Origin of the sequence: Ornithinimicrobium faecis (genome assembly GCF_023923225.1) — a bacterium.
Taxonomy (GTDB): domain Bacteria; phylum Actinomycetota; class Actinomycetes; order Actinomycetales; family Dermatophilaceae; genus Ornithinicoccus; species Ornithinicoccus faecis.
Map to the genome: position 1 here is coordinate 4,012,346 of NZ_CP099489.1, position 19,263 is coordinate 4,031,608.

Genomic DNA, 19,263 nt, shown 5'->3' on the forward strand with positions numbered 1-19,263 from the left:
TGCCCCGCCGCGGCCATCGCGGTCCTCGACTAACCTTCCGCGTACCCGCTGGTAAAGCAACGATCTTGAACAAGGCTTTAACGAAAAAGTACGTGCGAGATGCACCGCGTTCGCAGTGTTGTCCGCGAGGGAAGAGAGAGCGGCCCCGCCCGGAGCGTGTGCTCCGGACGGGGCCGTCCGTCAGGTGATCCTCAGTGAGTGATCAGCACCCGATCTTCGGGAGGTTGAAGTCCACCGAACGGACCCCGCCACGCTTGGGGTTCGTCTCAGCAAACTTCGGGCGCCACCCATCCTTGGCGGCGATCATCTGCACGCCACCCTTGGTGTTCTGGGTGTTGACCCAGGTGGCGTAGTCACCCTCGGCGTCGGTGGCGAGCACCCAACCCGGGTGGTCACCGCGCTTCGGGGTGATGTCGACCGTGGCACCCTCGATGGCGACCGTTGCACTGTCGCAGTCCGTGCCCGAGACGTTGCCCATCAGCTTGCCCCAGGGACGGGGCGGGCTGACGTTCATCGTCACCGGGATGGTGTCGAAGGACTGCGGGGTGTTGGTGCTCACCTTGATGCCGGCGGTGTAGACACCCGGCTGGGCGACGTTGCCGTCGGTGGTGACGTCAACCTCGACGCTCTCACCGGCGGGCACGACGACCTCGGTGGCGCTCAGCGAGAGCCACGTGATGTCAGCGCCAGCGGCGCCACAGTCATCGAACCCGGGCAGGTACTCAGCGTCGGGCGTGGCGTTGAAGTTGCCCGACGAGCCACCGAACTTGCCCACACCACACGCCATCGCGCCACGGTAGACCGCGGTGTTGGAGTTGGGCAGGTCAGTCCACTCCTCCGTCGCGGGGTCGTAGGCGAAGGTGGCGTTGGTGATGGTGCCACCCTGCACACCACCGTTGACAACGAGCATGCCGTTGGCAGCGGTGTACTGGCTGGCCCAGGTGTCAGCCGGAGCGTCCGCGATAGCGGTCCAGCTGTCCGAGTCCGGGCTGTAGACATACGACGCGGCCGTGCCGGCCGCACCGCTGTTGCCACCGGTGCAGAAGACCTCGCCGCCGATGCCGGCGCAGGAGGCGAAGGCCACCGACTCCGGGTAGTCGGCCAGGGTCTCCCAGGTGTCGCTCGCCGCGTCATACGCGGTGACCGAGTTCACCATCGGCGTGCAGTTCGCGGTCGAGCAGCCACCGACGGAGTACAGCTTGCCGTCCGCAACTGCCTGGCCTGCGGCGGAGACCGCCACGGGGTTCTCGGCAACCTCGGTCCAGCTGTCAGCACCCTCGTCATAGACGAAGGTCTCGCCAGTGGTGCCGGCCGCGACCCAACCGCCCGAGACGACGATCTGTCCGTTGACGACACCCGTGGTGACCGCGTTGCGCGCGCTCGGCAGGGGTGCGACCTCGGTCCAGGTCATCTCGGCCTCGTCGTAGCGCTGCACGGTGTCATACGACGCCGAGCCAGAGCCACCACCGATGAGATACCAGGTGCCGTCCAGGTTGACCGCACGGCCGTCCATGTTGACCGAACCCAACTGCGTCAGGTCCGTCCACGGGTCGGCAGCGACGCCACGGGCGGCCGGCTCGCCGGCCGAACCCATCATCGAGTTCGCCTGCTGCGCGAACGAGACCTCAGCCTCGATCTCCTGCAGCGGTGCGCCCTGCGCCTCGTGCATCTCGCTCATCAGGTCCTTCTGGCCGTTGGCCCGCAGGATCTCGAAGTCACCGCCGACCTCGGACAGCTGCACCTCGGCAGCTCCCGAACCGGAGTTGGTGATGGTGAGCGTGTCGGTGATGGCGTCACCCAGCTGCAGATAGGTGGTGATCGTCGTGGGGTCGATCTCCACAAAGCCGGAGCCGAGGGTGAAGTCGGCACGGACGGCGCCGTCAGCGGCAACGTCCACGCTCTGGGTCATGCTCTCGAAGTTGCGGGCGGTGGCCTCAAAGTCGTGCGCACCGGTCAGCGTCGAGAAGATCCAGTAGAAGCCGTCACCCAGGTTCTCGTCATCCGGGGTGGCAACGGTGGTGCCGGACTCCTCAGGAGCCTCGACGCTGGTCACCGTCGCGCCGACGATGCCCTCACCGCTCTCGGTGCCCGCAACGGTGCCCACGACGTAGCCGCCGGCGATCGCCGGGTCACAGGTGCGGTTGCCGACGAAGACGTCGTCAACCTGCCACCAGTAGTCGTAGCTCGCGGAGTAGTGAAAGCGGACCTGGACCTCGGACTGGCCAGCCGCAGCCGGAACCGGCACGACGACCTCACCACGGGAGTCCGCGGTGTAGGTCTCCAGGGTCTCCCAGGTGGCTCCACCGTCGATGGACAGGTCCACGTTGCCGAACTCGCCAGAGCCGAGGAAGGCGTTGTAGTCGTGCTTGTAACCGATGACCGGCTCGGCCAGGTCACTCATGTCGACCACGGGGCTCACCAGGGTCGTGTCCTGGACGCCACCACTGCCAGCCTCGTCGCTGTCAGCGATCGCGAAACCGTCGGACCCGCCGGTCAGGTTGTCGCGTGCGCCGGGGTTGTCGAACGCCCACACCTGCTCGGTGCCGGCCTCGTCAGTGACGGTCCACCCCTCGGGGAGTGCCTCGCTGTCGAAGTTCTCGACGACTCCGTCCGAGTTGTGGGCGTAGCCCGGGGCGGTGCAGGTCTCGGTGTTGACCTCGATCGCGGCGTCGGCGGTCTGTGCGCCGTCCACCGTGACCTCGACGGTCTGCGTGACATAGCCGGGGTACTGCGCCTGGAACTCCAGGGTGTAGGTCGCGCCCGTGGGCAGGTCGACGGAGTAGGCGCCGGTTGCCGGGTCGGTGTAGCTGGACAGGTCGGTCCCTGCCACGCTGACCTTGGCATACAGCGGCCAGCCGTGACCGGAGCCGTCGGTGACGGTGCCGGAGACGGTCGCAGACGGCATCGCCTCGAGTGCGAAGTCAACAGCGACCTCGCCCCCTGCAGTGACGGTGGCGTCGGCGGTCTCGGTGCCATAACCAAACATGCTCGCGGTGACCTCGTAGTCGCCGGCGGTGACCAGAGCGGAGTAGTTGCCCTCGTCGTCGGTGACCATGGAGCGCTCGATCGGGCCTACGGCCTCGATGGAGGCGCCCGCCAGGGCGTCGCCGGTCTCAGCGTCGGTGACTGCACCGTTCAGGGTGCCGGTGTCACCGGTCGGAGCGGCCTCAACCAGCGCCAGTGCGTCCAGACGGCCCTCGCCGAAGACGTTGTTGTCCGCGGCGGTGCCGCCACACGAGGTGTCATCGGTGTCGATGGCGGTGCCATCGAAGAGGGCACGCGTGCCCTCGATGTCACCGACGAGTCCGGGGGCCGCAGACCACAGCAGTGCGACAGCGCCCGCGGCGTGCGGGGCGGCCATCGACGTGCCGGTGTAGTTGGCGTAGCCACCACCCGGGACAGAGGAGCGCACGTTGCTGCCGGGGGCGGAGATGTTGGGCTTGATCTCGCCGTCCTGGCCCGCGCCCTTGCCCGAGCTGTTCGCGATCGCGTGACTCGAGGTGTAGTTGCCGACGGAGTAGGTGATGATCCGGCTGCCCGGGGCACCCGAGGTGTTACAGGCAGGACCGCTGTTGCCGTTGGCCCACATGCTGAAGATGCCCGCGGCATCCCAGGCCTCGATCACGTCCTCCATGAAGGGGTCGTTGCTCGGTGCCGTGGTGCCCCAGGAGTTGTTGATCACGTGGGGGCGCTTGGACGTGTCCGGCTCGGAGCCATCCAGCTTGGTCGGGGCCAGCATCCACTGGCCGGAGTCGATCAGAGCCTGGTCGGTGGGGCAGCAACCGTTCGCTGCGATCCAGGTGGCTCCCGGTGCGACACCGATCTGGTTCTCGCCACCGTCGTCGCCGACCATGGTGCCCATCGTGTGGGAGCCGTGGCCATTGGTGTCAACGGGCTCGTCCGGCGAGGTGCCGGCGGCGTCATACCAGTTGTAGTCGTGGGTGAAGCTGCCATCGCCGTTGTTGCCGCGGTACTGGTTCACCAGCGCCGGGTGGTCATACTGCACACCCGTGTCGATGTTGCCGACCACGATGCCCTCGCCGTGAACCCCGAAGGTGTCCCAGACGTCGTTGGCGTTGATGTCCTCGACGCCCCACTCCAGGGCGGACGGAGCCATCTCGCGCTCGCCCTCCACCAGTTCGGGCGCTTCATAGGTCGTCGTCGGGTAAATCCCCTCGACACCACTGTCCGCCGCCAGCGAGTTGACGAGAGACTCATCACCACTGTTGATCCGGATCGCGTTGGTGGCCCAGAACGCTTCGTATTCCACGCCGTCAGCGTCGAGCTGAGCGCGGATGTCCTTCTGGCTTGCTGCTGCACTGTCGTTCAGCGCACTGAAGACCGCCTTGCCGCGCGCGTCCCAGTCTTTGATCTCCTTGAACTGCGACATGTCTGGACGCGCATCAAAGCGCACCCAGAAGTCGGCAGCGCCCTTCTCAGCAATCTGGGCGGTGACCTCCTCGCTCACATCGGCGTCCGCCTTGACGGGTTCCCCTGGGGTTCCCATGTCAGCGTTCGCAGTGCTCATACCTAACCCCGATGCGATCAGCGATGCGCCGGCAATAGATGCCAGCCATCGGCGCGCACGGTGTCCGTGTACGGCCACGACTCCTCCTCTTACGGTGGGTGACACCGAGGGATCACCCCCGGTTATCAACCGAACCTAGGAAAACCCTGAGAGTCCTACAACAACAACACATGGGCAATCCATGGGCAACGTAAACATCTGCCGGACAACGCAATTGGAGCAGCAACGCCAAAATGACCGCCCGGTCCGGGCGGCATGGAGGGTCAGCAGTCAGCTGCCGAGCGCCTCCTTGGGTGCACCCGAGCGTGGGTGCTGGACCAGTCGGAAGCCGAGACCACGAACTGCTTCCAGCAGCACTGGGGCGCGGAGCTCGGCGAGCTTTGTGCGCAGGCGTCCGATGGCGGCATGCATGTGGGCACCATTGCCCAGATAGGCGGTGTGCCACCCGACCTGCGAGAGCTGCTCAAAAGTCACCACCTGTCCCGCGCGGGGGACCAGATAGCGCAGGAGGGCAAACTCCAGGCGGGTGAGCTGGACCTCGCGGTCGGCCACCGCCAGGGAGAGCCGGTCCTCGCGAAGGCGCAGGGGCAACTCCTGTGGACGTCCGCCGCGCGGCGGGCCGCTCGCCCCGGGTGGGCCCGGCTGCCGTCGTCCGCGCCCGGAGGCGCCGGGCAGTCGGGCCAGCACACGGCGGGCCTCGGTGATGTCGGAGGCAAGAAGGATCGGTGTCTCGATCGGCAAGCCAGCGCTGAGCGCGAGTCGCTGCTCCGCAGTGTCGGCGACGATCAGGACGAGGGGCTCTGGCTCAGGGACGGGTCCAGACGCAGGAGCATGGACTGTTTGCTCCATGCGTGCACCTCCCCGTGCCCCACCACCCGTCTCCCTGGGTGTTGGCTTCTATTTACCTGCACGTCAACGGCACAGGGCAAGGGGCTTGGCGCAGAATTGACCGAAGGATGGCCAAGGATTGGGGTCCTCGTGCCAGGAACCCGACCAAGAGCAGTCCCCAGGGCTTCGGGACGGGGCCCCGGGACAAGCCCCCGGAGGAGGTCGTCAGAGGACGTCGTCAGAGGGCGTCACCAGAGGCGTCAGAGGATGTCGTCGGTGGTGCCGCGGGTGCGCTTGTTGAGCAGATCCTTGCGCACGCGGAGCGCCTTGACGAGGGGCTGGGCCAGCGGCGACAGTCGCAGGTCGTAGGCAGGGAACCACACGCGGTGCGTGCTGAACTTCAGCTTCATCTTGAAGACGCCGAAAGAGTGCTTGGACTCATCGAGTCGGCGCGGCACGCCCCAGAAGTCGAAGGTGCCGTAGCCGTGCTCCTTGGCATCGAGCATCGCGTTCCAGTAGAAGGCGTCGGGAGCCTTGGCGTCCTTGCGCTTGTCCCCGGTGGTCGGGGGCCGCTCGTCCCGGATGCTGCCGCCATACAGATAGGCCGTGGTGTCACCCAGGCCGAGGAAGAAGCCTCCTGCGAGCGCCTTGCCCTCGTGCCGGGACAGGACGGTGTAGGTCTCCCCGCCGAACTGGTTGCCCGCGTCCCGCAGCGCCTCGTAGTAGGCGCGCGGGAAGGACCCCAACTGGGCGCGCTCGTTGGTGGCGGAGAAGATCTCCCAGAACGCTTCGAAGTCGTCATCGCGGCCAGCCTCGACGCCCATCCGGTCGGCAGTGCGCACGTTGCGCCGCGCCATCTTGTGCAGGCCGGCGAACATGTCATCCTCGCTGAGGCTCAGGTCGGCGAGGATGGTGTGCTCGGGCTGCTCGGTCTGGGAGCGTCGGAACGGGCCGATGGACTCGGGGATGGTGGCCTGATCTGCCTCGAAGTCCTCGGTGATCAGGTCATCCGGTCGACCCACCTCGACCGGCTTGGGTGGCTCCACCTTGAGATAGGCGTCGGTGCGCCGCGCCAGCGTGCGCAGCGGGGCAGCCAGGTCGGGCAGCAGGTCGAGGGACTCCAGCGCCGGCCCGCGTGGTGCATAGAGGACGCTCACCCCTGGCACCAGGGGTTTGCGGAGGAGTTGCAACGCTCCGACCGTGCTGCCCTGGTCGTTGCGGATCAGGAACCGGCGAGGTTGTTGTCCCAGGACTCGACGTGCCTCGCCGTAACCCCAACCCTGGAGCGGATTGCTCAGGGGGAGGGCTGCGACAGCAGCATTGAACGCGCGGGGGTCATGGGACTCGTGGAGATGCAGGGGCACCCCCCAAATCTAGGTCATCCGAGCCGCGAAACAGACCACCCGCCGTGCCCAGGGCACGGCGGGTGGTCTGTTCTGACGGGTCGACTCAGGAGCCGGTCTCGGCCTGACCGGTCTCGCCGCCACCGACTCCGCTCGCCTCCACGGGCACGGTGTCTGGCGTCTGCGACTTCTCCTCGCCGGTGAAGGTGAACTCACCGGTGCGGTCCTCAGAGGTCGCATCGACCAGGACAATCTGCCCGGGCTGCAGCTCGCCGTAGAGGATCTTCTCGGACAACGCGTCCTCGATCTCGCGCTGGATGGCACGACGCAGCGGCCGGGCGCCCAGCACTGGGTCGTAGCCCTTCAGGGCGAGCAGCTTCTTGGCCGTGGGCGTGAGCTCGATGCCCATGTCCTTGTCCTTGAGGCGCTCGTCCAGGCTGGCGACCATCAGGTCGACGATCTGGACGATCTCGTCCTGCGAGAGCTGCGGGAAGACGATCGTGTCGTCGACACGGTTGAGGAACTCGGGGCGGAAGTGCTGCTTGAGCTCGTCCGTCACCTTGTTCTTCATGCGCTCGTAGTCGCTGCTGCCGTCGTTGCCGCCGGAGAAGCCCAACGAGACGCCCTTGGCGATGTCCCGGGTGCCCAAGTTGGTCGTCATGATGATGACGGTGTTCTTGAAGTCCACCACGCGCCCCTGGGCGTCGGTCAGACGGCCGTCCTCCAGGATCTGCAACAGGCTGTTGAAGATGTCCGGGTGGGCCTTCTCGACCTCGTCGAAGAGCACCACTGAGAATGGCTTGCGGCGGACCTTCTCGGTCAGCTGCCCACCCTCTTCGTAGCCGACATAGCCGGGGGGCGAGCCGAACATCCGCGAGACGGTGTGCTTCTCGGAGTATTCGGACATGTCCAGGGTGATCAGCGCGTCCTCGTCGCCGAACAGGAACTCCGCCAGCGTCTTGGCGAGCTCGGTCTTGCCGACGCCCGTGGGGCCGGCGAAGATGAACGAACCACCCGGACGGCGGGGGTCCTTCAGGCCGGCGCGGGTGCGCCGGATCGCCTGGGAGAGCGCGCCGATGGCCTCGTTCATGCCGACGATCCGCTTGTGCAGCTCGTCCTCCATGTTGAGCAGTCGGCTGGACTCCTCCTCGCTCAGCTTGATCACGGGGATGCCGGTCGCCGCGGCCAGGACCTCAGCGATCAATTCCTCGTCGACCTCGGCCACGACGTCCATGTCGCCGGACTTCCACTCCTTCTCCCGCTCGGCCCGCGCCTGGGTGAGCTTGTGCTCCTCGTCGCGCAGGCGGGCGGCCTTCTCGAAGTCCTGGGCGTCGATCGCCGACTCCTTCTCGCGCTTGGCGTGCGAGATCTTCTCGTCAAACTCCCGCAGGTCCGGCGGGGCGGTCATCCGGCGGATCCGCAACCGGGCACCGGCCTCGTCGATCAGGTCGATCGCCTTGTCCGGAAGGTAGCGGTCGTTGACGTAGCGGTCGGCCATCGTTGCCGCTGCGACCAGGGCACCGTCGGTGATCGAGACGCGGTGGTGCGCCTCATAACGGTCCCGCAGACCCTTGAGGATCTCGATGGCGTGGCTCAGGGTCGGCTCGTTGACCTGGATCGGCTGGAAGCGGCGCTCGAGCGCGGCGTCCTTCTCGATGTGCTTGCGGTATTCGTCCAGGGTGGTGGCACCGATGGTCTGCAGCTCGCCGCGGGCCAGCATCGGCTTGAGGATGCTGGCGGCGTCGATCGCGCCCTCGGCGGCTCCTGCCCCGACGAGGGTGTGGATCTCGTCGATGAACAGGATGATGTCGCCGCGGGTGCGGATCTCCTTGAGCACCTTCTTGAGGCGCTCCTCGAAGTCACCGCGATAGCGGGAGCCAGCCACCAGCGAGCCGAGGTCGAGGGTGTAGAGCTGCTTGTCCTTCAGCGTCTCGGGCACCTCGCCGCGCACGATGTCGCTGGCCAGCCCCTCGACGACGGCCGTCTTGCCGACGCCGGGCTCACCGATGAGGACCGGGTTGTTCTTGGTCCGGCGAGACAGCACCTGCATGACCCGCTCGATCTCTGAGTTGCGACCGATGACGGGGTCGAGCTTGCCCTCGCGGGCGGCCTGGGTCAGGTTGCGACCGAACTGGTCGAGGACCAGGGAGCCAGCGGGCGTGCCCTCCTGAGCGCCAGCACCGACGCCAGCGGTCGCGGCCTCCTTGCCCTGATAGCCAGACAGCAGCTGGATGACCTGTTGGCGCACCCGGTTGAGGTCGGCGCCGAGCTTGATCAGCACCTGGGCGGCAACGCCCTCACCCTCGCGGATGAGGCCGAGCAGGATGTGCTCGGTGCCGATGTAGTTGTGGCCGAGCTGCAGACCCTCACGCAGGCTCAGCTCAAGGACCTTCTTGGCACGGGGCGTGAAGGGGATGTGGCCGGTGGGCGACTGCTGGCCCTGGCCGATGATCTCCTGCACCTGCTCGCGGACAGCGTCCAGCGAGATGTCAAGGGTCTCCAGCGCTTTGGCGGCGACCCCTTCTCCCTCGTGGATGAGGCCGAGCAGGATGTGCTCAGTGCCGATGTAGTTGTGGTTGAGCATCCGCGCTTCTTCTTGCGCGAGCACCACCACTCGGCGGGCGCGGTCGGTAAACCGTTCGAACATCGTCACTCCTGACAATCGATCCGGGCAGACGGTCTGCTGGCGATCACCGCCACAAACGCCATACCCAGATGCTACTTGCGTCTGCTGAGCCCAACGCGATCGTGCGCAGCACTGTTCCACACAGGGGGCCCCTGGCGGCTCCTGTTCGCCCTCGGCGTAGCCCCGATGGAAGGCAACGCCCCTCCGCGGACCTGTCGAGTCGGGCTCACACTGGCTCAACGCTCAGGAAGGTGGTTCATAATCCCTGCTGCACCACCCGCCACGGCCGCCCTGGCCGACAAGGAGTCAAACCGCATGCAGCGTCGCACCACGGCCGCCCTGTCCCTCGTCCTGCTCGCCGCCACGGCACTGGCCGGCTGCACCTCTGGGGACGATGAGCCGGACACGTCCTCCGGCGCCGCACCGACCACGGAGGGCGCCGCCCCCGCCGACCCGGACTGGTTCTGCCGCCTGATCGAGAGCGAGTCGGTCGACGCCGCCACCGATGGGCGCGCGGACGTGGCCCGCGAGGTCGAGGTGCTCGCCACCGCCGACGAATACCAGTGCGATGTCCTCGTGCCCACCGACGATGGGGAAAGCGAGGTGGCGATGAGCCTGTCGATGCACCGCAACATCCCGGGCCTGGCCGATGAGCGCCTCGCCGAGGTCCAGGCCATCGAGGGCTACACGGCCGGGCCAGAGCACCTGGGAGTCTCCTACTTCGCCGACACCCTCGGGGTCTCGGTCGTCCCCTGCAAGGCCGAGGCCAACGGCGCTGAGGACGATGCGGAGGTGCCCTATGTCTTCGTGATCCGCGCCCCGCTGGACACCGACGGGGCCACCACCGCATCGCTGTTCGAGCCGCTGACCCGCATGGTCAAGGAGATGGACCAGGGCTATGGCTGCAGCCCGAGCAAGATCCACCCGATCGACCAGGGTCAGCAGACGCAGGCTCCCGGCGACGACGCGGAGACCACGACCGCACCCTGAGTTGGGCGGCGGTCAGCCGGCCTTCTTGGCAGCGGGCTTGCTGGCCGACTTCTTGGCGGTCGCCTTCTTGGCCGTGCTCTTCTTCGCTGTGCTCTTGGCTGCGGTCTTCTTCGCACCGGCCTTCTGGGCCGGGGCCTTCTTGGTCGCAGCCTTCTTGGTGGTCCCCTTCGAGGGCTCGTCGGACTCCTTGTCTGAGCTCTCTCCCCGCGAGGACTTGGCGCGGTCGACGCTGCGTTGCAGGGCGGCGAGCAGGTCCACGACCTCGCCGGTGTCCTCCTCCTCGTCCTGGTCCGGGGACTCGGTGACGTCGCCGCCCTCGATCTTGGACTTCACCAGGGCCTCGACCGCGACCTGATAGTCGTCCTCGTGCTCCTCGAGCTCGAAGTCACCAGCCATCGAGTCGACGAGCATGCGCGCCATCGCGACCTCGGAGTCCTTGGGCTCGGTGACCTCATCGAGGTTGTTGAGCTGGCCGGAGTCGCGGACCTCGTCGGGCCACAGCAGGGTCTGCAGGACGATGGCCTCCTCGATCACCCGCAGCACCGCCATCGTCATCCGGGTGCGCACCGACACGGTCACGACCGCCACCCGCTCGCTCTCGCGCAGCGCCTCGCGCAGCAGGCCATAGGCCTTGGCCCCCATGGCGTCGGGCTCGATGTAATAGGCCTTGTCGTAGAGGATCGGGTCGATCTGCTCCATCGGCACGAACCGCTCGACGGCGATCTCCTTGCTGGAGCGGTTGGGCAGGGAGGCGAAGTCCTCGTCGGTCAGGATCACCGACTTGCCGTCCTCGGTCTCATAGGCCTTGGCGATCTCCTTGTAGGGCACCTCCTCACCGTCCGCCTGTGCGACCCGCTTGTAGCGGATCCGGCTGCCGTCGGAACGGCGCACCTGGTGGAAGCTCAGGTCATGGTTCTCGGTCGCCGAATAGAGGCGGACCGGCACATTCACCAGCCCGAACGACACGGCACCCTTCCAGATCGCTCTCACTGTTACAGGATGGACCCATGAGACCCATGCTCGCCACCCCGGGCCCGGCCACCGCCGCGCGTGCAGTGGTCCCCGAGGGCGAGGACTGGGTCCACGAGATCAAGTGGGACGGCATCCGGTTGATCGCCTCGGTCCGCGACGGCAACCTGCGACTGAGCACCCGCAGCGAGCGCGACGTCACCGTCGCCTTCCCGGAGCTCGCGGGGCTGGCCGACCTGGGGCACGACCTCATCCTGGACGGTGAGGCCGTCACCTTCGTCGACGGCCTGCCGTCCTTCAGTCAGCTCGTCGAGCGGGTCCACACCACGTCCGCGGCTAAGGCGCGCCTGCTCGCCGGCACCCGCCCCACGACATACCTCGCCTTTGACCTGGTCGGTCTCGACGGACTGGACCTGACCCCGCTCCCCTGGTCCGCTCGCCGCTCGGCGCTGGAGGACATCCTCCCGGACCGGGCCCGTTGGCAGGTCTCCCCGCAGTATGCCGATGGGCCGGGTCTGTGGCGCGCCACGGCTGAGCAGGGGCTCGAGGGGGTCGTCAGCAAGCGGACGTCGAGCACCTATCAACCCGGCGTGCGCAGCGCGGACTGGCTGAAGTTCCCGCACCGGGCCACCCAGAGCCTGGTGGTCGGCGGGTGGCGGCCAGAGACCGGCCGATCCCGGCTCGGCGCCGTGTTGGTGGGCCTGCCCGTCAGCGACGGCGGGGACGGCGGGCTGACCTTCCGCGGGCGCGTCGGCAGTGGCCTGGCCGGCAAGAACGGGGACCGGCTCGCCGAGCTCATCGCGCAGGTCCCCACGGGGCCGAACCCGTTCGTCGACGACGTGCCCGGTCCGGACCGGGCGGGTGCGACGTGGCTGGCACCGCAGCTGATCGTGGAGGTTGCCTCGCTCGGGACGACGGCTGGCGGGCGTCTGCGGCAGCCGGCCTACAAGGGGTGGCGCAGTGATCTGACGCCACGGGACCTGGCCCCCACGACACAGGAGGAGGACTGATGGCCACCGGTGAGGTGCAGAGCGTGCACGTGGCGGGCCGGACGCTGCGGGTGAGCAGCCTGGACAAGATCCTCTATCCGAGCACCGGCACCACCAAGGGTGAGGTGCTCAACTACTACGTCCAGATCGCTGACCGGCTGCTCCCCGAGCTTGCGGACCGGCCGGTGACCCGCATCCGGTGGCCACACGGCGTGGGTGGCGAGAGCTTCTTTGAGAAGAACGTGCCCAGCGGGGTGCCGGACTGGTTGCCTCGGGTGACCATCACCGGGCACGGCTCGCGCTCCGGTCGGGCGACCGTGACCTATCCGCTCGTGAGCGACCTGGCGGCCCTGGTCTATCTGGTCAACCTCGGCTCCCTGGAGCTGCACGTGCCCCAGTGGCGGGTCGATGAGGAGGGCACGCCGTTGCCCCCGGACCGCCTCGTCATCGACCTCGACCCGGGCCCCGGTGCCGGACTCACCGAGTGCGCCCGCGTGGCCCTGCTGGTGCAGGAACGCCTGGCGACGGTGGGGCTGGAGTCTCGTCCGGTCACCAGCGGCAGCAAGGGCATGCAGCTCTATGCCGAGCTGGACGGCGTGCGCACCTCTGATGAGGTGAGCGCGGTGACCAAGGCCCTGGCCCAGCAACTCACCGAGCAGCACCCGGACCTGGTGCTGTGGCAGATGACCAAGGCCAAGCGGGGCGGCAAGATCTTCCTGGACTGGTCGCAGAACAATGCCGCCAAGACCACCATCGCGCCGTGGTCGCTGCGCGGCCGGGAGCGACCCAATGCGGCCGCGCCGCGCACCTGGGACGAGGTCGCGGACGCGGCGTCAGGAAACAGCGTCCTCGCGCAGGTCCCGTTCCACGACCTGTTGTGAGACAGCAAACCGCTGTTGTGAGACAGCAAACCGGCTCGGACCCCAGGGGATCCGAGCCGGTTGCGTCTGACGTGCGGTGCTTGCGTCAGTTGGCCGCCGCGAAGGCGTCCTGCAGCTCCTTGGAGACACGGCCACGGTCGCTGACCTTGAAGCCGTTGTCCCGGCCCCACTCGCGCATCCTGGCGAGCTCATCACGCGAGGCGCCCGAACCGCCACCGGCTCGGCGCCGCGTCTGACGACGGCCACCGGAGCGACGAGCAACACCGATCCACTGAGCAAAGCTGTCGCGCAGCTGGGCTGCGTTGGCGTTGGACAGATCCAACTCGTAGGTCACGCCATCAAGGGCAAACTCGACCGTCTCGGTCGCCTCGCCACCATCCAGGTCGTCAACCAGAATCACTTGCACTCGCTGGGCCATGCGCTCTCCTTCGTTGCCTGAGTTGTCGGCCGTCTTTTGCACGACCCATTCAATCTAGACGTAAAGATAGCAGCATTGCAAAACTATTGTTACTGAACAACGCCAGGAGTCATCCGTCGAGCGTCAGGTTTGAACCTCACAGGTTGCGCACACCACAATGCTGTAGGGGCCGCAGGCGACCACGAATACCGGCGGTGGCGCGGGGTGAATCAGTCCTGATTGACTGGGTGCTCGCGCGCATTGTCCCTGAGTGCTGCGCGCTCAGCATCCCACTTTCGCTCCGCCGCACGTTCCCGCCGGTCCGCTTCAAGGATGCGCTTGAGAATGAAGAAGAACAGGAAGAGCAGGCCCGCGGAGGGGATCAGGGCCGCAAGGATCGGCCACACGGTGTCCCACAGTGCCATCTCATGCCTCCGGTTTCACAAAGGGGAACAAAATGGTCTCACGAATGCCGACACCCATCAGGAGCATCAGGATGCGGTCGACCCCGATGCCGAGGCCGCCCATCGGCGGCGCTGCGTGCTCCAGTGCCTGCAGGAAGTCCTCATCGAGCTGCATGGCCTCCGGGTCTCCCTGTGCCGCAAGCAATGACTGCTGAGTCAGACGCTCCCGCTGGATCACTGGGTCGATCAACTCGGTGAAGGCGGTGCCGCGCTCGGTGCCGGCAATCACGAGATCCCAGGCCTCGATCAAACCCGGCTTGGTCCGGTGCTGTCGCGCCAACGGCTGCGCCGCCGCCGGATAGTCACAGACAAAGGTCGGCGCCAGGATCGTGGGCTCCACCAATTCGTCAAACAACTCCAGGGCGATCTTGGGCCCGTCCCACGCGGGATCGATCGACACACCGCGGTCGGCAGCGATCTGCGCCAACGTGGTGATGTCGGTTTCAACATCAATAGCTGTCCCGACCTCGGCGGATACTGCGTCATAGAACGGCAACCAACGCCACTCACCGTCGAGATCCACGACACCGCGAGGAGTCTGAATCTGACGTGACCCCACAGCATCTGCCGCGGCCAGGATCATCCGCCGTGTGATGTCGGCCATGGTCTCCTGGTCGCCATAAGCCTGATAGGCCTCGAGCATCGTGAACTCCGGGCTGTGCGTGGAGTCGATCCCCTCATTGCGGAAGACCCGGCCGATCTCATAGACCCGCTCAATGCCGCCGACAACAGCCCTCTTGAGATACAACTCCAGCGCAATGCGCATGGTCATCGGCAGATCAAAGGCATTCAGATGCGTGTGGAATGGCCGGGCGGTGGCACCGCCGTGGACCGTCTGCAACACCGGGGTCTCAATCTCGACATAGCCGTCGGCCTCCATCACCGAGCGGATCGCCCGGATCACCGCGGCCCGGCTCAGCACCATCTGACGGGCCTCATCGCGCACGATCAGGTCGACATAGCGGCGGCGGACGCGTTGCTCCTCGGACAGGTCCTTGTGCAGCACCGGCAGCGGCCGCAGCGCCTTGCTCGCCATCTGCCAGGAGGTGGCCATGACCGAGAGCTCGCCGCGACGGCTGGAGATCACCCGGCCGTGCACGAAGACGTGGTCCCCCAGGTCGACGAGGGCCTTCCACGCGGCCAGGGAGTCCTCGCCGATCTCGGCGAGGCTGAGCATCAGCTGGAGACGGGTGCCGTCTCCGGACTGGATGGAGGCGAAACACAGCTTGCCGGTGTTGCGCACGAAGACCACTCGCCCGGACACGCCGACCTCGTCGGTGGTCTCCTCGCCCGTCTCCAGGTGTCCCCACTGCTCACGCACCTGCCCGACCGTGTGGGTGATCGGGACGTGCGCCGGATAGGGCTCGCCGCCATCCGCCAGGAGCTGGGCCCGCTTGGCGGTGCGCACCAGGACCTGCTCGGGGACGTCGCTGGCGTGCTCGTCCGTCGTGGTCTCGGGGCCGGGGGTGGGGGTGTCAGTCACCGCTCCAGACTACCCAGCCCAGTGCCTTGTCCCCGAGTCAGCCGCCGCCGCTCATGACGCACCTCACCAGAGCGCGAGCCCGCTCACCCGCTCCTCCAGCGCGAGCAGGGTCCGCTTGCGCTCGATCCCGCCGCCATAGCCCGTGAGCTGGCCCGAGGCCCCGATCACGCGGTGGCACGGCACGATGATCGAGATGGGGTTGCGTCCGTTGGCCAGACCGACAGCCCGCGACGCTCCGGGGTTGCCGAGTCGGGTGGCCAGCGCTCCATAGCTGCTGGTGCTGCCAAAGTCGATCTGCAGCAACTGGGCCCACACGAGCCGCTGGAAGTCAGTGCCCCGCGGCGCGAGCGGCAGGTCAAACCCGGTCAGCTCGCCGGCGAAGTATGCCGACAGCTGGCGTGCCGCCTCGACCAGCACCGCCGGTGTGGCTGGGTCCTGCAGACCCACCCGGGCACCCCAACCGGTGCGGTCGGTGTGCCTGTGGACGGCCATATAGGCACCAGTGAGCGCCGCGCCGTCGCTGATCAGCGTCAGCTCATCAATCGGGCTGTCCACCACCACGTGGTGCGTGTTGCGCTCGCCCGGCTCACGCCAGGGCACGCCGGGAGCCGGTGTCTGCATGACTCCATGGTGCACCCGGGCACAGACAGTGCAGCCGTACGAAACCTCCCTGAGAATGCGGGTGAGGCGTACGAGACCTCCCTGAAAAGGCGGGTGAGGCGTACGAGACCTCCCTCAAAATTGGGTGGGAACCGCACGCCTGGCTCCCCAGCATGGGGGAGACTTGGCTCGTGGGCTGGCAGCGGTGGGACGAGGCGTGGCAGCACGCGCTCTATGGCCCCGCTGGCTTCTATCGACAGTCGGCCCCGGCCGAGCACTTCGCGACGTCCGCCCAGGGCCTCGGCGCGACCGGCACGCTGCTGGCGCAGGCCCTGCTAGAGCTCGCCAGCCGCCACGGACTGACCCGCATCGTTGAGATCGCCGCCGGGCGCGGAGAACTGCTCACGGCCCTCGCCACGGTCCAGCAAGACACCGAACTCGCCGGCGTCGACATCGTCGACCGTCCAGCCCACCTGCCGGACGACATCGGCTGGCTCCGCTCCCCCGGCGGTGCCCGGTTGCCCGACGAGCTCACCGGTCTCACCGACACCCTGGTCGTGGCCCACGAGTGGCTCGACGTCGTGCCCTGCCCGGTGGTGACCCGCGAGACCGACGGCACCTGGCACCACGTGCTCGTGGACCCCGCGGGAGCAGAACAGACCGGCCCCGTGGTGACCGGAGCAGACCTCGCCTGGCTGGATCATCACGTGCCTGTCCACGTGAGCCGCGCCGAGGTCGGGCTCCCCCGGGACAGCGCGCACGCCGACCTGCTCTCGCGCGTGGACCACGGGCTGGTGCTGGTCGTCGACTATGGCCACACGGCAGCGACGCGCCCCACCGACGGCACGCTCACCGGCTATCGCGACGGCACGCAGGTGCCGCCGGTCCCGGACGGCTCCTGCGATCTCACCGCCCACGTGGCGATCGACTCGCTCGGTGCCGACGTCCTGCGCACCCAGCGGGAGACACTGCACGACCTGCTCGGCCGACCCACGCTGCCGCCGCACGAGCTCTCGGGAAGCCAGCCCACGGCATACCTGGAGGCACTGAGCCGGGCCAACGCCCTGGCGACGCTGACCCGATCGGGAGGACTCGGCGACTTCTGGTGGGCCACGACGCTCCGCGGCGGCGGGGTCCTCGGCTAGCGTGGGCAGCGTGCCACACAGGAACTGCGCATGAGGGAACTCGACGTCGGTCTGGGGACCGCTGGCCTGACGACCACCGAGATGGTGCTCAACATCGGCCCACAGCACCCGGCGACGCACGGCGTGCTGCGCCTGCGGATCACCGTCGACGGCGAGCGGATCGTCGCGGCCGAGCCGATCGTGGGCTATATGCACCGGGGGGCCGAGAAGCTCTTTGAGGTGCGCGACTATCGCCAGATCATGGTGCTGGCCAACCGGCACGACTGGCTGTCCGCCTTCAGCAACGAGATCGGCGTCGCGCTGACCGTCGAGCACCTGCTCGGCATGGAGGTGCCAGAGCGCGCGACCTGGACCCGCACGCTGCTGGCCGAGCTCAACCGGGTGCTCAACCACCTGATGTTCCTGGGCTCCTACCCGCTCGAGCTGGGCGCGATCACGCCGATGTTCTATGCGTTCCGCGAGCGCGAGGAACTGCAGGCCGTCATGGAGGAGATCTCCGGCGGGCGGATGCACTACATGATCGCTCGCATCGGCGGCTTGCGCGAGGACATCCCCGAGGGCTGGCTGGGCCGGGTCGACGAGGCCGTGGCCGCCGTGCGCCGCCGGATGCCAGACCTCGAGGCGATGCTGGTCGACAACCCGATCCTGCGCGGCCGCACCGTCGGGGTGGGTGTCCTCACGCCCGAACAGGTGCGTCAGTTTGGCGTGTCCGGACCGATCGCCCGGGCCGCTGGGGTGGACGTGGACCTGCGGCGCGACGAGCCCTATCTCGCCTACGGCGAGCTGTTCGGGCCCGACGGACCGGGCCGGGTGGTCACGCGCACCGCCGGTGACTGCTATGCGCGCCTCGAGCTGCTGTTGGAGCAGGTGCAGGTCAGCCTCGACCTCGCCGAGCGCTGCACCGAGGTGCTGCGGGGGCTGCCCGACGGCCCGATCGACGTCAAGCTGCCCAAGGTCCTGCGCGTGCCCGAGGGTGAGCACTACTTCGCGACCGAGAACCCGCTGGGCCTCAACGGCTATTACCTGGTCAGCCGCGGCGACAAGGTCCCGTGGCGGCTCAAACTGCGGTCCGCCTCGTTCAACAACGTGCAGGTGCTCTCCGAGCTGCTGCCCGGAGCCCTGATCGGCGACATGGTCGCGATCCTCGGCTCGACGTTCTTCGTCGTGGGCGACATCGACAAATAGGTCAGTTGTCTCGGCTCAGGACCCGAGCTGCACCTCCTCCGGCGGAGAAACTGGGCAGACCTCCGTGAACACGTGCTCGATGTCGGGATATTCACCCTGCCTCACCCGGTCCCTGACCTGGTCCCGAACCTGGTCACTGTCCGGCGTCCACGCACGCCGCTCCACGAACGTCTCTCGCGACGGTGGTTCATTCACCGTCAGACCCTCAGACTCCAGACAGGGCAGAGCCTCATTCACCCAATAATCATAGATCCGCCCCCACGCCGCCCCGTCCAACGGCTGAAGATATTCTGGCCGAATGGGATACTGCGCAGCACAGATATAGCTATCCATGTTCAGTGAGTCGCGTTGTTCAGACGTGAATTGTATATGACCGTCCACAACTGGCCAGCCACGATCCGTCATGCACTCATCAATCAGAGTTTTGGACTCCGCTGGAGCAATGTGCCGAATTGGCTCAACCACTGGGGGGTCCTGAATCTCGTACATTTCCGCGAGGTCGGCCAACGCCTCGTCGCTCGAGGCATAGCCGGTCTCACCTGCCGCGCCACCGGGCGCACTCGACCCCTGGTCGCCATCTGATGCGCCACCCACAGAGCACCCGGTCAGCGCGGCAATGAGCAACCCGCTGACGGCGACTCGTCCAGTCCGCATCACTTAGTAGTAGCAGACCACGTAGGGGATATCGAGCCATCTCAGCGAAGCTTCGGTGTAGACCTGCTGGGTGCTCCACCATGGAATCTCGTAGGACCGCTTACAGAAAGCGGTCGCGTGACTCGCTCCAGCCATTGACATCAACACCCCACCAGGGCACCAATCACGGTGGTCCTTGCCC

General features: G+C 67.2%; 14 protein-coding genes. 5 read left to right on the plus strand and 9 right to left on the minus strand.

The annotated features are described in order from the left end of the window. Positions 1-202: 202 nt before the first annotated feature. The 4 genes from NF556_RS18620 to NF556_RS18635 form a co-directional block, all read right to left on the minus strand. Positions 203-4,528 (minus strand): S8 family serine peptidase, encoded by a 4,326-nt coding sequence (locus NF556_RS18620; protein ID WP_252592687.1) that lies wholly within the window; start codon positions 4,526-4,528, stop codon positions 203-205. A gap of 270 nt (positions 4,529-4,798) precedes the next feature. Then, positions 4,799-5,377 (minus strand): winged helix-turn-helix domain-containing protein, encoded by a 579-nt coding sequence (locus NF556_RS18625; protein ID WP_252592688.1) that lies wholly within the window; start codon positions 5,375-5,377, stop codon positions 4,799-4,801. 239 nt (positions 5,378-5,616) lie between these two features. Beyond that, the gene (locus NF556_RS18630; RefSeq protein WP_252592689.1) at positions 5,617-6,720 is read right to left on the minus strand and encodes a lipid II:glycine glycyltransferase FemX; all 1,104 of its coding nucleotides are present in this window, start codon (positions 6,718-6,720) and stop codon (positions 5,617-5,619) included. 85 nt (positions 6,721-6,805) lie between these two features. Beyond that, positions 6,806-9,346 carry an ATP-dependent Clp protease ATP-binding subunit gene (locus tag NF556_RS18635; RefSeq protein ID WP_252592690.1) on the minus strand — a complete coding sequence of 847 codons (2,541 nt, stop codon included), beginning with the start codon at positions 9,344-9,346 and terminating at the stop codon, positions 6,806-6,808. Between the two features lie 294 nt (positions 9,347-9,640). Between NF556_RS18635 and NF556_RS18640 the strand changes: the two genes are divergently transcribed. After that, on the plus strand, positions 9,641-10,315 hold the full coding sequence (locus NF556_RS18640; RefSeq protein ID WP_252592691.1) for a hypothetical protein: 675 nt from the start codon (positions 9,641-9,643) through the stop codon (positions 10,313-10,315). A 12-nt stretch (positions 10,316-10,327) separates the two neighbouring features. Here NF556_RS18640 and ku read toward each other — a convergent pair whose 3' ends face one another. Beyond that, positions 10,328-11,305, minus strand: coding sequence for a non-homologous end joining protein Ku (ku, locus tag NF556_RS18645; RefSeq protein WP_252592692.1), 978 nt, complete (start codon positions 11,303-11,305; stop codon positions 10,328-10,330). A 17-nt stretch (positions 11,306-11,322) separates the two neighbouring features. Here ku and ligD (NF556_RS18650) point away from each other — a divergent pair, with 17 nt between their 5' ends. Then, positions 11,323-12,294, plus strand: coding sequence for a non-homologous end-joining DNA ligase (gene ligD / locus NF556_RS18650; protein ID WP_252592693.1), 972 nt, complete (start codon positions 11,323-11,325; stop codon positions 12,292-12,294). Next, positions 12,294-13,154, plus strand: a complete 861-nt coding sequence (gene ligD / locus NF556_RS18655) for a non-homologous end-joining DNA ligase (protein WP_252592694.1) — start codon at positions 12,294-12,296, stop codon at positions 13,152-13,154. Before ligD (NF556_RS18650) ends, ligD (NF556_RS18655) begins: the two co-directional genes overlap by 1 nt. Positions 13,155-13,239: 85 nt before the next feature. On the opposite strand, the gene NF556_RS18660 is transcribed toward ligD (NF556_RS18655), so the two are convergent. The 4 genes from NF556_RS18660 to NF556_RS18675 form a co-directional block, all read right to left on the minus strand. After that, on the minus strand, positions 13,240-13,572 hold the full coding sequence (locus tag NF556_RS18660; RefSeq protein WP_252592695.1) for a histone-like nucleoid-structuring protein Lsr2: 333 nt from the start codon (positions 13,570-13,572) through the stop codon (positions 13,240-13,242). 209 nt (positions 13,573-13,781) lie between these two features. Beyond that, positions 13,782-13,976: a lysyl-tRNA synthetase gene (locus NF556_RS18665; RefSeq protein WP_252592696.1), complete on the minus strand. Its 195-nt coding sequence runs from the start codon at positions 13,974-13,976 to the stop codon at positions 13,782-13,784. Between the two features lies 1 nt (position 13,977). Continuing rightward, entirely contained in the window at positions 13,978-15,498 is a 1,521-nt protein-coding gene (gene lysS / locus NF556_RS18670) for a lysine--tRNA ligase (protein ID WP_252592697.1), read from the minus strand. A 63-nt stretch (positions 15,499-15,561) separates the two neighbouring features. Then, the gene (locus NF556_RS18675; protein WP_252592698.1) at positions 15,562-16,119 is read right to left on the minus strand and encodes a methylated-DNA--[protein]-cysteine S-methyltransferase; all 558 of its coding nucleotides are present in this window, start codon (positions 16,117-16,119) and stop codon (positions 15,562-15,564) included. 152 nt (positions 16,120-16,271) lie between these two features. On the opposite strand from NF556_RS18675, the gene NF556_RS18680 reads away from it, so the two are divergent. Further along, complete coding sequence (locus tag NF556_RS18680; RefSeq protein WP_252592699.1) at positions 16,272-17,243, plus strand: SAM-dependent methyltransferase; 972 nt, start codon at positions 16,272-16,274, stop codon at positions 17,241-17,243. Positions 17,244-17,273: 30 nt separating this feature from the next. Then, positions 17,274-18,428: an NADH-quinone oxidoreductase subunit D gene (locus NF556_RS18685; RefSeq protein WP_252592700.1), complete on the plus strand. Its 1,155-nt coding sequence runs from the start codon at positions 17,274-17,276 to the stop codon at positions 18,426-18,428. The last annotated feature ends 835 nt before the right edge of the window (positions 18,429-19,263 follow it).